Here is a 14307-nt window from a genome sequence, read left to right on the forward strand (position 1 = left end):
GTAAATTTAAGTAGGGAAATTCAGTATAAAATAAAAGCAGTTCTATATTTGTTGTATGAAATGGAGTCTCAAAAAAATACTAATTAAAGGGTTAAAGATGAGTGGAATTTTGATAGGTTCTGTTCTATTTTTAATGTTTATTTTGCCAATACTCTTTCCGGGAAAAATAGCGCAGGAAGTAAAATCTTTTGCTAATAAAAAGTTGAAAGGAGAATTGAATTTTAAAGAGGCTAATTTGTCTTTTTTTAGTCACTTTCCATCGTTGACACTTACATTGACTGATTTTTCTCTGAATGGTTCTGCACCGTATCAAAATCAAAATTTGGTAAAGGCTCAAGATGTTTCTTTTGGTGTCAATTTGAAAAGTTTGCTTTTTGATAATGCCATCAAAATTGATGAAATATATGTTTCAGACGCTGAAATGAATGTTTTGGTTAATGAAAAAGGACAAGCTAATTACAATGTTTATGTTTCAGAAAAGTCTACTAATGATGAAAAATCAGGTGAAACTTCGCTTCGATTAGACCGTATTCAAATTGAAAACACCCATTTAACATATAATGATAAATCGGCCAATGTTTTTATTAACGCAAAAGGATTTAATTATCTGGGGAAAGGAGATTTTGATAAAGCAATTTTTGATTTAGAGACTGAAGCTAAAATTGAATCTTTTGATTTTTCTTTTGGAGGAGAAGAATATTTAAAAAATAAAAAAGTAAATGCAGAATTAATTACATTAGTTAATACAAACTCACTAGCGTTTGTTTTTCAGCAAAATAACTTGGTGATTAACCAATTGCCTATAGACTTCATTGGAAAACTTAACTTCTTAAAGAGTGGTTATAATTTGGATTTTAATATAGAGTCAAATAACAGTAATTTGCATGACTTCTTTACGGCTTTGCCACCTCAGTATGTAAAATGGTTAGAGAAAACAGAGATACAAGGAAAAACAGATTTGCTTTTAACCTTGAAAGGGATTTATAATGTAGAAGAAAATAAAAAGCCTGATTTAGCTTTTGCTATGAACATTAGAGAAGGATTGGTGAATTACAATAAAACTCAAAATCCAGCTTCAAATCTTACCTTGAAATTAGATACAAAATTACCTTCGTTGGATGTAAGCCAACTATCGGTTAAAATAACTCCACTAACTTTTAATATGGGTAAAGACTATTTTAAAGGAGAAATTGAAACTGTTGGTTTAACATCGCCTAATATAAAAGCTAAAATTGAATCTAATTTAGATTTAAAAAAACTACATCAAGCTCTAGGGATTCAAAACATGGATTTTTCAGGAAAATTGATTGCTGATGTTGATGTTAATGGAGTTTATGATAAAAATAAAAGATTATTTCCCATAACCAAAGGAAATATACTTTTGCAAAAAGGAGGTTTAAAAACACAATGGTATCCTAATCCAATTTCAAATATCGATTTAACGGCAAATGTTAGCAATAGTTCAGGACAATACAAGGATTTGAATGTAAAAATTACACCGGCTTCTTTTGATTTTGAAGGAAAGAAAATGTACATCAACGCTTCTTTAGAAAACTTTGATGATATTCTTTATGATATAAAAGCAAAAGGGGAAATAGATTTAGGAAGAATCTATAAAGTATTCTCGCAAAAAGATTTAGATATTGAAGGTTTTGTAAAAGCTGATTTATCACTAAAAGGAAAGCAAAGTGACGCTACTAACGGGAACTACAATCGATTACAAAACAGTGGAACTCTTTTTCTGCAAAATATAAGTACAACTTCAGCCTATTTGTCAAAGCCTTTTGTGATTAAAGAGGGGCTGTTTGCTTTTAACCAAAATAATATGTCGTTTAAAAACTTTTTGGCTACTTACGGTCAATCTGATTTTAAAATGAATGGGCAAATGCAAAATGTTATCAATTTTGTGATGTCTGATAAAGCGATTTTAAAAGGAGAATTTAAAGTCGAATCTAATTTTATAAATGTAGATGAATTTATGTCGGGAGTTGATGTAAGTTCAGGTGCTCAAGAGTCGCAGAGCAATACAGTAACTTCTAATGGAGTTGTTGTGGTGCCAACGAATTTTAATTTAAGTTTATTGACGAATATCAATAAAGTAAATTTTGATGGCTTAAATCTCACGAATCTGTCAAGTTACCTAAAAATGGATAAAGGCGAATTGCAATTGAAGAACACCGGTTTTAATTTAATTGGTTGCTTGACAAAAATGAATGCTTCGTATAAAAACATTGGTACTCAAAAGGCACTTTTTGATTATAAGATTGTAGCTAAAGATTTTGATGTAAAAAAAGCATATAACGAAGTGAAAATGTTTCGTGATATGGTGCCAGCAGCAGAATCGGCAGAAGGGATTGTATCTTTGGATTATAAAGTTGGTGGTTATTTAGATCAAAACATGAAGCCAGTATATCCTTCCTTGAAAGGAGGAGGTGTTTTATCAGTTAAAAAAATAAAAATGAAAGGTTTTAAGTTATTTAATGCGGTTAGTAAAACAACAGAGCATGAAGGGCTTAAAAATCCAGATTTGTCAGAAATTGACATTAAAACAGCGGTAAAAAATAATATAATGACAATTGATCAGTTTAAATTTAAAGTAGCTGGCTTCCGACCAAGAATTGCAGGACAAGCTTCTTTAGATGGAAAACTAAACCTTAAAATGAGATTAGGTTTGCCGCCGTTAGGTATTATCGGAATTCCTTTAAAGATAACAGGAACTCAAGACAAGCCAATTGTTAAAATAGGAAAAAAATCAGATGATTTAGAAGAAACAGAGTATGATGAATCTACTAATGATACAATAAAAAAAGCCAATCCTTAAGATTGGCTTTTTTATATAACTAAAAAACCCACTCATTGAGTGGGTTTTTTGAAGGTGGTGCCTCCAGGAATCGAACCAGGGACACACGGATTTTCAGTCCGTTGCTCTACCAACTGAGCTAAGGCACCTTTGGTTGCTTTCATTTGAGCATTTCTGCTTGTTGATTGCGGGTGCAAATATAGAACCATTTTTCATTTATCCAAAACAATTTTTTAAAAAAATCTATTTGTACCTTAGCCCAATCAATAATTCGAGTTATGATTTTAACTATAGATGTGGGGAATACCCAAATTAAAAGTGCTGTTTTTGAGGAAAATACATTAATTGAAAAGGAAATTTTTAGCCTTTCTAATTTTCAAATTTCGATCGAAAATATTTTAAAAAAATTTAAAAAAATTTCTGTTTTAGTCATTGCATCAGTAGGAAAAATTGAAAAAGAGCAACTTGAAGTGTTTTCTCAAAGGGTGAAAATTTACTTTATTGATAGAGAAAAAGTACTGCCTTTTATAAATAAATACGCAACACCTACAACATTAGGAATAGATAGATTGGTGTTAACTGCTGGTGCTGTTTTGCAATTCCCATCTCAAAATAGATTAATCATTGACGTTGGTACTTGTGTTACGTATGATTTTGTAGATGAAAATGATGTTTACTATGGTGGTGCAATTTCTCCTGGTTTTAGATTACGATATGAAGCAATGCATAATTACACAGCCAAGCTTCCTTTGCTTGAGCTAAAAGATATTGAAAATCTTGTCGGGAATTCTACTGATAATTCGATGCATTCTGGTGTTGTTAATGGCTTGACTTTTGAAATTGATGGCTATATTCATGCTATAAAGGCAGAAAAGGAAAACTTTATCATAATTTTAACGGGTGGAGATGCTAATTTTTTGGCTAAACGATTAAAAAATACCATATTTGCCAATTCAAATTTTTTACTAGAAAGTTTGAATAGTTTATATCAATATCAAATCAACAATGATTAAAAAGATTTTATTAGGTAGCATCATGCTATTTTCGTTACATACATTTGCACAAGAAGGAACTGCATCTCCGTATTCGTTTTATGGAATTGGAGAAATTAAATTTAAAGGTACCGTAGAAAATAGAGCTATGGGAGGGTTGGGAATTGTAACGGATAGTATTCATTTGAATTTACAAAATCCTGCATCATTACCAGCTTTAAAATTAACAACTTTTACTGTGTCAGGCACTTTTTCTCCTAGTAAATTAAAGGGCTCCGTTGCAGAAGAGAATTCACAGCGTACTACTTTTGATTATTTAAGTGTTGCTTTCCCTGTTGGAAAAATGGGAGTTAGCTTTGGATTAATGCCATATAGTAGTGTGGGTTATAAAATACAGAAAAGAGAAAGTTCGCAATACAGTGTTTATGAAGGAAAAGGTGGGGTTAATAGATTTTTTGTTGGAGCTGGATATCAGTTAAATACTAAATTTAGTTTAGGTCTTGATTTGGCTTATGATTTTGGAGATATTGATAAAAGTTCTAATGTTGATAAAGACGGTGTTCAATACAGTTCTTTTGAAACAAATAATTACCAAATATCTGGTCTTAATGTTAAAGCAGGTTTGAATTTTAAAACTAAATTTAAAAAAATTGATTTTATTTCAAATGCCACTTTTTCACCAACATCAAAATTGAAATATAAACATACAAGATTTGTAGGTACCCAAAGGGGTAATGATACTGAAGAGGTAAGTGTTCCAGATTCAAAAGTTAGTGTTTCTCCAAAATTTTCAATAGGATCAGGTATAGGACAAGATAAAAAATGGTTCGTGGGTGTTGAGTCTACTTTTCAAGGTAAAGGTAAGTATCCAGATGATGTAATTGATAATGTTTCATATGAAAGTACTTCTAAGATTTCACTTGGAGGTTATTATATTCCAAATTATAATTCTTACTCTAATTATTTCAAAAAGATAGTGTATAGAGCAGGTTATAGATATGAAAATATTGGTTTGGTTCTTAATTCAAAATCAATAAAAGATAAAGCTTTAACTTTAGGTTTAGGTTTTCCTTTGGGAGGTTTTTCCAATGTAAATTTTAGTTATGAATTAGGGAAAAGAGGAACCATTTCCTCTGGTTTAATTCAAGAGAATTATCAAAATTTTTCTATTGGATTATCATTTAATGATAAATGGTTTAATAAGCGCAAATACGACTAATTAATGCAGTTAACTTTGTTTGAAAATATACATAAAAAAGTGATACTTCCTTTGGTTGTAACACTTTTTTTTATTTCCTGCGAAAGTAATTTTAACGAAGTTAGAAAAATTAATATTACTGAATTGAATCCAGTAGGGGAGGCTCAAGATTTTGATTTAAAATACACTGATTCTGGAAAGATAAAGGCAGTTTTGATTTCTCCACAGATGTTGGATTATTCGCATCTAGAATTTCCTTATACAGAGTTTCCTAAAGGTATTAAAGTGACAATATATGATGAAAAAGGAAATCAAAGTTTTGTGACATCAAAATATGCAATTTCTTACTCAGTTTCTAATCTTATAGATTTAAGAGGTCAAGTAACCATAATAACACATGATGGGAAAAAATTAGAGACCGATCAATTGTATTATGATCAGCAAAATGAGTGGTTTTTTACACAAAAAAAATACATATTCACAGATAAAGGGAATGTTATAAACGGAGAAGGAATTGATTTCAGTAAAGATTTTAAAAGTTTAGACACACAAAAAATTAACGGAGTATACAGTCTTTAATAAAAAAAAACAGAATGAATTATTTAAAATACACACAATACGCATATTTATTAGCTGGAGCTTTTTTTGTTTACGATGGGGTTTCAAAGCTAAATACGAATGCAAATCAAGCTTATTTGAGTTTTTTCTTAGCCGCAATGTCTGTTGTGATGTTTCTTTTTAGAAAAAAATTTGCTAAAAAATTTGAAGACAGAAACAATAATCAATAAAAAATTAAACTTTCTTTTAAAATAAATGCGAACATCTTTTATTATTTCATAGATAATTGTATTTTCGCCCACTGAATAAAAAAATATTATAATATAATGGCAGTTTTATCTAAAATTAGACAGCGTTCATTACTAGTAATTGCAATTGTGGGATTATCACTATTTGCATTCATTATTGGAGCTTTAATCGAAAATAAAGGTTTTGGAACAGGAACAAGAAACGCGGGTACTATAAACGGTGTTGATATTCCTTTTGAAGACTTTAGAATTAAAGTTGATAATGCACAAAAAAGCCAACAAGGTGTAACTATGATGCAAGCTACAAACGGTGTTTGGGAGCAAGAAGTGAGAAGAGTATTGCTTGAAGGACAATATGAAAAATTAGGATTACGCATAGGTGATGATCAATTGATTAACTTAATCAAAGAAGATCCTCAATTCGCGCAAAACCCTCAATTTTTAAATGCTGCTGGTAAGTTTGATAAAGCAAAGTTTAATGAGTTTATCGGCTCTATAAAAAATTCTTCACCTGAAAGATGGCAACAATGGTTAGCTTACGAAAAATCTTTGTCACAGTTTGCTGTTGAGCAAATGTATAACACTATGGTGAAATCAGGTTTTTATACTACTCAATCAGAAGGTAAATTTAACTACGAATTAGAAAATAATAAAGTTACTTTTGATTTAGTATCTGTGCCTTATTCAACTATAGATGATAAAAAAGTTGAGTTGACAAATGAGGAAGTTTTAGCTTACATGAAAAAGAATGAAAAAAAGTATAAAGCTGAAGAATCTCGTGAAATCGAATTTGTTTTAATAGAAGACAAACCATCTGCTGAAGATGAAAAAGCGATTAAAGATAAAGTTAATGCTTTAATGAATTCTTCTGTAGTTTACAATGCTACTACAGGTAAAAATGACACTGTTGCTGGTTTCCGTAATACTACTAATGTAATTGATTTTGTAAATACAAATTCTGATATTAAATACGATTCTACGTATATAGCTAAAAAAGATTTGCCAGTTGAACATGCTGAAGCAATTTTTAATACGCCTCAAGGTGGAACTTATGGGCCTTATATGTTTGGTGATTACTATTGTATTTCGAAGTCATTAGGAAAAAAATCAGCAATCAATGCTAAAGCAAGTCACATTTTGTTGTCTTACAAAGGTGCTGCAAGATCTCAAGCTACAAGAACTAAAGAAGAAGCTAAAGCTAAAGCAGAAGAATTGTTAGCTCAACTTCAGGCAAATCCTGGATCATTTGCAATGTTAGCATTTACTAACTCTGATGATTCATCTAAACAACAAGGTGGAGATTTAGGTTACTTTTCTAAAGGACAAATGACTAAAAACTTTGAAAACTTTGTTTTTGGAAATCCAGTTGGGAAAATTGGTTTAGTTGAAACTGAATTTGGTTACCATATCATTAATGTAACTGACAAACAAGATGGAATTCGTTTAGCGACCATCGCTCAAAAGATTATTCCTTCAGAAGCAACTAGTGATGCTGTATTTACAAAAGCAACAAAGTTTGAAATGGCTGCAAATGAAAAAGATTTTGAAACTGCTGCAAAAGATAACAAATTAACTATTGCTCCGCTTGCAAAAGTATTAGCTTTAGATGAGAATATTCAAGGAATTGGTAACCAAAGAGAAATCGTTAGATGGGCATTTAGTGCTAAAGAAGGAGAAATCAAAAGATTTAATACTCAAGCAGGAAGTGTTGTTGCACGTTTGAAAAAAATTAATGAAGAAGGTTTAATGCCAATTGAAGATGCAAAAAATGCTTTTGGTATGAAATTAAGAAACGAGAAAAAAGCTAAGTTAATTGAAGTTAAAATGACTGGGACAACTTTAGAAGCGGTTTCTAAAGCTACAGGATCTCCTGTTAAAGAGGCTAAAGATGTTGCTGCTTCTGGTTCATTTATCGAAACTATTGGTCCTGAACCAAAAGTGGTTGGAACTGCATTCTCATTAAAAACAGGTGTTGTTTCTCAAACAATTGCTGGTAATTCTGGAGTTTTCAAAATTAAAGTGAAATCAACTGTAAAAGCACCAGCTGTTAAAGATTACAACGAAGTTGCTTCAAGAGTAAATTCACAATCTAAAGGTTCTGCAGCCGGAAGAGTTTATGGAGCTTTAAGAAAAAATGCTGATATTCAAGATAACAGAGCTGAGTTCAACTAATAGCTTAGATTAGAAAATATAAAATAAGGCCATCACATTGTGATGGCCTTATTTGTTTTTAATATTTTTTTAAAGAATAATGTCATTGTAAGGGACTACTGTTTCATAGCCTTTTTGTTTGAAATAGGTAGTTGGATTTTCTTTTGAAATTGCTAATACAAAATCACCGCCCCATGCTCCAAGACTTTTTATCACTCCATCAAAATCACTAAAAAGGGCTTCTTGAATAGTTTGTGATTCTAAAATGGCACTCATCTCGATTTCATGTTCCTGTAATGCTACAGCAAAATTTTTGGGATCTTTAGAATGAATTACTGTATTGGTGATATTGTCAATAATAGGTATTGTTTTTTGAATATTGCCTTGTTTGTTGTAGTAATTGTTTATTGCAGCTCTACTATTTTGTTTTTGGTTTAAATACACAAAAAATAGCTTTTCGCTAAAATCAGGGTCAAAGTCTACATTAGTTATTCTGGGTGTTCCATTTATTAATTGATAAATTATAGGGGAGTTGTTTTGTGCGCATGCAATGTCGTATCCACTACCTCCAAAACTGTTTTTAAGTAGCTTGAAAGCATCAATTTCTAGCCATTTGGCTATATTGTTGATTAAGGTGGATGACGTACCTAATCCCCAAAACTTAGGAAATGTGAGTTCGGTTGTAATTTTATAACCTGAATCCGATTTTATAAAATCTGGATTTAACAAATAAGCATGATGCAATATTTCAATCAAAGTAGTTTTTATCTTGTTGTCTCCAAATTCTGTTTTTTGAATTATATCTTCAAAACTAAATTTATCTTCAAACCAAATACTTCCGTCACTATCAAAACTTGTCCATTGAAAGGTGTTTGAGATACCTTTATCTACAATAAGATTCTGGCCAAATTTCGTAGGTAGTGCAAATGCTTTCGCGCCATCAAGAACCACATATTCCCCAGTGATTAATAGTTTTCCGTTACTGTAGTAGGTTTTTTTCAAAACTATTTTCTTATTTCTGCTAAATAATCTACAACTGCACTATGTGTAACTGTGTTTCTCTCAAAGTGTTTTACTACTTGTTTGCGTTCTTCTTCAGTTGCATTGAACTGATTTAAAATATTCATCAAGTGCATTTTCATGTGACCTTGTTGAATACCAGTTGTTGTCAAACTACGCAAGGCAGCAAAATTTTGAGCTAATCCAGCAACAGCTACTATTTGCATTAATTCTTGTGCGCTTGGTTTTTCAAGCATTTCTAAAGCAACTTTCACCAATGGATGTAAGCTAGTTAGTCCGCCTACAGTTCCTAATGCTAAAGGGATTTCCATCCAAAAAGTAAAAATACCATTTTCTATTTTAGCATGTGATAAACTAGAATATTTACCATCTTTAGAGGCATAGGCATGAACTCCAGCTTCAACAGCTCTAAAATCGTTTCCAGTAGCAATTACAACAGCATCAATACCATTCATGATGCCTTTGTTGTGTGTAACAGCTCTGTAAGGTTCTATTTCAGCTATGCGAACGGCTTGCACGAACTTTTCGGCAAACTCTTGTGGGTTTTCGATGTGCTTTTCTGCTAAATCTTCTACTTTGCAAGAAACTTCGGCACGAACTAAACAATTAGGGACGTAGTTGGATAAAATACTCATTACTACGGTAATGTTTTTTTCTTCTTCTGTAAATGAAGTAAAGTTCAGCGCTTCTTCTTTCAATGTTTTGGCAAATTGCTCTAAACACGAATTAATAAAGTTGGCTCCCATTGAATCTTTCGTTTCAAAAGTAGCATGAAGTTGGTAATAGTTTTCTAAGTCAACAGTTTTGTCGCTAAGTTTAATATCTAAAATACCACCACCCCTTTTTTGCATGTTTTTAGTGATGCTTTCGGTTTCAGAGAAAAATTTAGGTTTTACTTCATTAAAAAACTGCTCTAATTTTTGTTTGTCTCCTTTGTAAATAAAATGAACTTGGCCAATTTTTTCAGTATTGATAATTGTAGTTTTAAATCCACCACGATTACCCCAAAATTTAGCTGCTTTACTGGCTGCTGCAACTACAGAACTTTCTTCAACCGCAAAAGGGATAGTATAGTTTTTTCCATTAATAGTGAAGTTTGGTGCAACACCTAGCGGAAGATAAAAATTCGTTATTGTGTTTTCAATAAACTCGTCGTGTAATTTTTGTAACGTTGCATCATCATTCCAATATTGTTTGATGATATTTTTTGCTTCTATTGTGTTTGAAAAATGGGTTTCAACAATCCAGTTGATTTTTTCTTCTTTCGTTAATTTTGAAAACCCGCTAACAGCTTTAGTCATCTTAATTCATTTTTACAGTTGCAAAGATAGAATTAGTAGTCGAATTGGGTAGAAGATTTAGGTTAGAATGTGTATTTAACAAAAAAATAAGTCAATATTTCGGTTTTTTTCCTTAAAATTGGCCCTTTAATCATCAATTCTATAATGAAAAATAAAATAACCTCTGTTTTTATTTTGCTTTTTGCATCTTTTTCAATGTTGGCACAAAAGCAATTAACTTTAGAAGAAATTTGGACAGGAGCTTTTAGAGCTCAAGGTATGACTGCTCTTGAAGCTATGAAAAATACAAATCAGTATACTGTTTTGGATTTTGACAGAGCTTCTAAATCTTCTCAAATTAATTTATATGACTTTGCTACTTTAAATAAAGTTGCCACTTTGCTAGATAGTAAAGATTTTAAACAATTAGAAGGTATAGATTCTTACATTTTTAGTAAAGATGAAAAGAAACTTTTGGTTGCTAATAACAGTGATCAAATTTTCCGTCATTCATTTGTTGCTGATTACTTTATCTATGATATCGCAACAAAATCATTAACAAAATTAGCTGAGTATAAAGTACAAGAACCAACCTTTTCACCTGATGGGTCTAAAGTTGCTTATGTGTATCAAAATAATTTGTATGTGTATGATCTTGCTTCGAAAAAACATGCTCAAATTACTACAGATGGAAAGAAAAACAGCATCATAAATGGTGTGACTGATTGGGTGTATGAAGAAGAGTTTTCTTTTGTAAAGGCATACGATTGGAATTTAGGTTCAGATAAAATTGCCTTTATTCGTTTTGATGAAACTGATGTTCCTCAATTCTCTATGGATTTATACAATCAAGGGTTGTATCCAACACAAGATGTATTTAAATATCCCAAAGCTGGAGAGAAAAATGCTTTAGTTTCTCTTCATATTTATGATTCTAAAACAGGAAGTACACAAAAAATAAATTTAGACAAATACAATGATTTTTATATTGCTCGCCTTAAATGGACTAATGATGCAAATGTATTGTCTGCACAAGTATTAAATCGTCATCAGGATAATTTAGACTTATTGTTTGTAGATGGAAATTCTGGCGCAACGAAAGTTGCTTTGAATGAAAAAGATAAAGCGTATGTGGATGTAACAGATAACTTGACATTCTTAAAGGATAACAGTTTTATTTGGACTTCAGAAAAAGATGGTTTCAACCATATTTATCATTACGACAAGGCAGGTAAGTTGAAAAAGCAAGTTACAAAAGGAGCTTGGGAAGTAACAAACTATTATGGTTTTGATGAGAAAAACGGGATGATTTATTATCAATCAGTTGAAAATGGTTCAATCAACCGTGATGTATATGCCATCAAATTAGATGGAAGTGGTAAAAAACGTTTGTCAACTCAAACTGGTACTAATGCAGCGACATTTAGTCCAAACTTCCAATATTTCATTAATTCGTTCTCAAGTGCTAAAAATGCGCCAAAGTATACTTTGAATGAAACTAAATCTGGTAAAGAAATTAAAGTTATTGCTTCAAATGAGAAGTTAGAAGAAAAATTAGCGGCTTACAACTTGCCTTCAAAAGAGTTCTTCGAGTTAACTACAGAAAAGGGACATAAATTAAATGCTTGGATGATAAAACCGAAAGATTTTGATCCCAATAAAAAGTATCCTGTATTTATGTATCAATATTCTGGCCCTGGTTCTCAGCAAGTTGATAATGGATGGAATGGGACAGATGACTATTGGTTTATGATGTTAGCACAACAAGGATATATTGTTGCTTGTGTAGATGGAAGAGGGACAGGCTTTAAAGGAGCTGAATTTAAAAAGTGTACACAGAAAGAATTAGGTAGATATGAAGTAGAAGATCAAATTGATGCTGCAAAGGTATTTGGAACATATTCTTATGTAGATAAATCTAGAATTGGTATATTTGGCTGGTCGTTTGGAGGTTTTATGGCTTCAAACTGTATTTTTCAAGGTGCAGATGTGTTTAAAACGGCTATTGCAGTTGCACCAGTAACCTCTTGGAGATATTATGATAGTATTTATACTGAGCGTTATATGCAAACACCTCAGGAGAATGCAAGTGGTTATGACAATAACTCGCCTATAACACATGTGGGTAAATTAAAAGGAAACTTTTTATTAATTCACGGAACGGCTGATGATAATGTACATGTGCAAAATACCATGAAAATGGTTGAAGCTTTAGTTCAAGCTAATAAACAATTTGATTGGGCAATTTATCCAGATAAAAATCATGGTATTTTTGGAGGGAAAACACGTTTACAATTGTATACTAAGATGACGAATTTTATTAAAGAGAAACTTTAATTTAAATATTACTAACCAAAAACTATAAAATGAGCGAAACAGCAAAACAAGGACATCCTAAAGGATTGTGGGTGTTATTTGGAACCGAAATGTGGGAGCGTTTCAACTTCTACGGGATGAGAGCAATTTTAACATTGTTCATGGTAAATTCACTAATGATGAAAGAAGCAGATGCTTCATTAATCTACGGGGGTTTCTTAGGATTATGTTATCTAACTCCATTATTGGGAGGATTTATTTCTGATCGTTTTTTCGGAAATAGAAATTGTATCTTATTAGGAGGAACAATGATGGCGATAGGCCAGTTATTGTTGTTTTTTAGTGCAAGTGTTTTTGGTTCTAACTTGAGTCTTGCTAATACTTTAATGTGGTCAGCATTAGGAATTATTATTTTTGGTAATGGTTTCTTCAAACCAAATATTTCTTCAATGGTAGGAAGTTTGTATCCAAAACAAGAAAAAACTAAATTGGATACAGCCTTTACAATTTTCTACATGGGAATTAACATTGGTGCTTTCTTAGGTCAATTTATTTGTCCTTTTGTAGGAGATGTTAAAGATGCAGGAGGTATTAGAGATATCCATGCTTTTAAATGGGGATTCTTAGCTGCTGCAATTGCTATGATGATAGGAACTGCGGTTTTCTTTGTGTTAAAAAACAAATATGTAGTAACTCCAGAAGGAAAACCAATTGGTGGATTGCCATCAGGAAATGATGCTGCTGATTATGAAGAAGGTGAGTCTCAAAAAGCTCATTTTACTATGACTTCTATTTTTACTGCTATTGGAGTATTTGTAGCGTTATTTTTAGCATTCCATTACACAACTGAAGGAGATAATGTTGTTAAAACAATTATTTACCCTATTATTTATTCTAGTGGTATCTCATTAGCGTTATTAATTCTTTTAGATAAAACATTGACAAAAGTAGAGACTCAACGTATTTGGGTAATCTATATCATGTCATTCTTTATTATTTTCTTTTGGGCTGCTTTTGAACAAGCAGGATCTTCATTGACTTTCATAGCAGATAACCAAACAGATCGTAATTTCTTTGGTTGGAATATGCCACCTTCAATGGTTCAAATTTTCAATGGTTTATTCGTTGTAATGTTTGCTTTTCCATTCAGTATCTTATGGGATAAATTAAGAGCTGCTGGGAAAGAACCAATTTCAACTGTGAAACAAGCGTTTGGTTTAGCGTTAATCGCTTTGAGTTATTTCATTATTGCACACAATGTAAAAGATTTAGGAAATAGCGGATTATTAGCAATCTATTGGTTAATCTTATTATACTTAATTCAAACTTTTGGAGAGTTATGTTTGTCACCAATCGGATTATCTTTAGTTGGTAAATTATCTCCTAAACGTTTTGCTTCTTTAGCTTATGGAGTATTCTTCATATCAAATGCAGCGGGTTATGCGTTATCAGGAACTTTAGGTTCTATTTTACCTGCAACAGGAGATAAGTTTAAAAAAGCGGAAGAACTTGGAATTGATTTACAAGGTGTGTTAGATAAAACTGTTACTCCAACAGCTGAGCAATTGAAGTTATTATCAGATAATCAAATCAGTGCTGAAAACCCTGTGTTTGCAGGTTTTGAAATTCATAATTTATATGAATTCTTTATGGTATTTGTTGTATTGTGTGGTATTGCATCTATCATTTTGTTTGCATTGACTCCAAAATTGAAAAAAATGATGCACGGAGTAAGATAATTCCA

The 14307-nt window shown here is 31.6% G+C and carries 10 protein-coding genes and 1 tRNA gene; 8 read left to right on the forward strand and 3 right to left on the reverse strand.

Translation table 11 applies throughout. From position 1 onward, the window contains the following. Window positions 1–97: 97 nt before the first annotated feature. Window positions 98–2821: an AsmA family protein gene (locus BUC09_RS03750; protein WP_234972514.1), complete on the forward strand. Its 2724-nt coding sequence runs from the start codon at window positions 98–100 to the stop codon at window positions 2819–2821. A 55-nt stretch (window positions 2822–2876) separates the two neighbouring features. On the opposite strand, the gene BUC09_RS03755 is transcribed toward BUC09_RS03750, so the two are convergent. After that, window positions 2877–2949, reverse strand: a tRNA-Phe gene (locus tag BUC09_RS03755). 129 nt (window positions 2950–3078) lie between these two features. Between BUC09_RS03755 and BUC09_RS03760 the strand changes: the two genes are divergently transcribed. From BUC09_RS03760 to BUC09_RS03780, 5 genes are all read left to right on the forward strand, one after another. Continuing rightward, entirely contained in the window at window positions 3079–3813 is a 735-nt protein-coding gene (locus BUC09_RS03760) for a type III pantothenate kinase (RefSeq protein ID WP_073308807.1), read from the forward strand. Then, window positions 3806–5011, forward strand: coding sequence for a BamG family beta-barrel-assembly machinery protein (locus BUC09_RS03765; RefSeq protein ID WP_073308809.1), 1206 nt, complete (start codon window positions 3806–3808; stop codon window positions 5009–5011). Before BUC09_RS03760 ends, BUC09_RS03765 begins: the two co-directional genes overlap by 8 nt. 3 nt (window positions 5012–5014) lie before the next feature. After that, on the forward strand, window positions 5015–5569 hold the full coding sequence (gene lptC, locus BUC09_RS03770) for an LPS export ABC transporter periplasmic protein LptC (RefSeq protein ID WP_073308816.1): 555 nt from the start codon (window positions 5015–5017) through the stop codon (window positions 5567–5569). A gap of 14 nt (window positions 5570–5583) precedes the next feature. Next, window positions 5584–5778 (forward strand): hypothetical protein, encoded by a 195-nt coding sequence (locus tag BUC09_RS03775; protein ID WP_073308818.1) that lies wholly within the window; start codon window positions 5584–5586, stop codon window positions 5776–5778. A gap of 96 nt (window positions 5779–5874) precedes the next feature. Beyond that, window positions 5875–7968: a peptidylprolyl isomerase gene (locus tag BUC09_RS03780; RefSeq protein WP_073308820.1), complete on the forward strand. Its 2094-nt coding sequence runs from the start codon at window positions 5875–5877 to the stop codon at window positions 7966–7968. 69 nt (window positions 7969–8037) lie between these two features. Here BUC09_RS03780 and BUC09_RS03785 read toward each other — a convergent pair whose 3' ends face one another. Continuing rightward, a complete protein-coding gene (locus BUC09_RS03785) occupies window positions 8038–8949 on the reverse strand; it encodes a GYDIA family GHMP kinase (RefSeq protein WP_073308825.1) in 912 nt (303 codons plus the stop codon). Between the two features lie 2 nt (window positions 8950–8951). Beyond that, window positions 8952–10268, reverse strand: a complete 1317-nt coding sequence (locus BUC09_RS03790; protein WP_073308826.1) for a hydroxymethylglutaryl-CoA reductase, degradative — start codon at window positions 10266–10268, stop codon at window positions 8952–8954. Window positions 10269–10412: 144 nt separating this feature from the next. On the opposite strand from BUC09_RS03790, the gene BUC09_RS03795 reads away from it, so the two are divergent. Further along, on the forward strand, window positions 10413–12584 hold the full coding sequence (locus BUC09_RS03795; protein WP_073308827.1) for a S9 family peptidase: 2172 nt from the start codon (window positions 10413–10415) through the stop codon (window positions 12582–12584). A 29-nt stretch (window positions 12585–12613) separates the two neighbouring features. Beyond that, complete coding sequence (locus BUC09_RS03800; RefSeq protein ID WP_073308828.1) at window positions 12614–14302, forward strand: peptide MFS transporter; 1689 nt, start codon at window positions 12614–12616, stop codon at window positions 14300–14302. Window positions 14303–14307: the final 5 nt, after the last annotated feature.

The organism is Flavobacterium terrae, from assembly GCF_900142035.1.
In the GTDB taxonomy this organism is placed as follows: domain Bacteria; phylum Bacteroidota; class Bacteroidia; order Flavobacteriales; family Flavobacteriaceae; genus Flavobacterium; species Flavobacterium terrae.

Coding starts and splice junctions, on each gene's coding strand:
- BUC09_RS03800 (WP_073308828.1), top strand. CDS start 12,614: ATGAGCGAAACAGCAAAACAAGGACATCCTAAAGGATTGTGGGTGTTA.
- BUC09_RS03790 (WP_073308826.1), bottom strand. CDS start 10,268: ATGACTAAAGCTGTTAGCGGGTTTTCAAAATTAACGAAAGAAGAAAAA.
- BUC09_RS03775 (WP_073308818.1), top strand. CDS start 5,584: ATGAATTATTTAAAATACACACAATACGCATATTTATTAGCTGGAGCT.
- BUC09_RS03750 (WP_234972514.1), top strand. CDS start 98: ATGAGTGGAATTTTGATAGGTTCTGTTCTATTTTTAATGTTTATTTTG.
- BUC09_RS03780 (WP_073308820.1), top strand. CDS start 5,875: ATGGCAGTTTTATCTAAAATTAGACAGCGTTCATTACTAGTAATTGCA.
- BUC09_RS03795 (WP_073308827.1), top strand. CDS start 10,413: ATGAAAAATAAAATAACCTCTGTTTTTATTTTGCTTTTTGCATCTTTT.
- BUC09_RS03765 (WP_073308809.1), top strand. CDS start 3,806: ATGATTAAAAAGATTTTATTAGGTAGCATCATGCTATTTTCGTTACAT.
- BUC09_RS03760 (WP_073308807.1), top strand. CDS start 3,079: ATGATTTTAACTATAGATGTGGGGAATACCCAAATTAAAAGTGCTGTT.
- lptC (WP_073308816.1), top strand. CDS start 5,015: ATGCAGTTAACTTTGTTTGAAAATATACATAAAAAAGTGATACTTCCT.